Here is a 901-nt window from a genome sequence, read left to right as displayed (position 1 = left end):
TTCTATGTAAAGCAAACGCTCATAGAGACAAGGTAGCTTTTTTTATGCTCATAAACACTCTCAAAAAAGGAGGATTAATCTTATGTTGACTAGAGACGAACTTTTCTTATTCAACAGAGAGTTATTATTTTTACTAAAGCAACATTCGACCTGTACTGATTCTAATTTAAAAGAGACACTGATGACTCAAATTGTTCTTATACTTACTGTTCTTAGCTAGATTATTTGTATTATTATCTTTCAATTTCTTGATCTTGCCTTTTGTTACGTTTTTGAATCCCACCGACATGTTGAAAGAACGAAACCTGTTTTATCCTTTCAACATGCTTATCAATCCAATTCAACGCTCTTTCCTTCCAAGCTTTTAATGTCTTATTCTCTTTTCGTAATTCATTAACCTCGTGATTTACTTTATCAAGCTCTTCTTTTGGTAAATAATTCTCTATATAATCTATGTTCATTTTTGTTAAGCTATCATTCACTTTATTTGCCTGTACAAGCTCTTTTTTCGTTTTCTCTTGTTTCTGCTTCTCAATCGTTAAATCGTCGCTCAGAGAGCTTATATGAGCTTCATATTGCTTATCTAGTTCTCTCTTAACCTCGTTTTTCACATTTTCTTTTTGTTCAGCTGAAAAATCACGGACAAGCTTCTGACGCATTTGTTTTTTAGCTTTCTCCACTTGGCCGTCTTGATCTCCCACATATAGCTCTAATTCTTGCCTTGTTTCACTTAAATCGTGTTTCAATGTCTTATTTTCTTTCTCATAGCGATCTACCTCGTGACTCAATGCATGGGTACGCTCATGCTCGGCCGCCAATGTTTGCTGCAGCTCTTTTGTGAGACTCATAAGCTCATGAAAATCTGCTTCTTCCACTTTCACTTTGGAACCCATGACACTCT

The 901-nt window shown here is 35.2% G+C and carries 1 protein-coding gene; it reads right to left on the bottom strand.

Translation table 11 applies throughout. The features are described from left to right. Positions 1–233 precede the first annotated feature (233 nt). Positions 234–901 (bottom strand): hypothetical protein (locus tag ACSMFO_RS40120; RefSeq protein ID WP_436462532.1); only part of this gene is annotated, 668 nt, incomplete at its 5' end.

This window comes from Amycolatopsis sp. w19, from assembly GCF_051373225.1.
Classification (GTDB): domain Bacteria; phylum Actinomycetota; class Actinomycetes; order Mycobacteriales; family Pseudonocardiaceae; genus Amycolatopsis; species Amycolatopsis japonica.
Note: the sequence above shows the minus strand (reverse complement) of the source record. Positions and strands in the feature narration are given on the sequence as shown.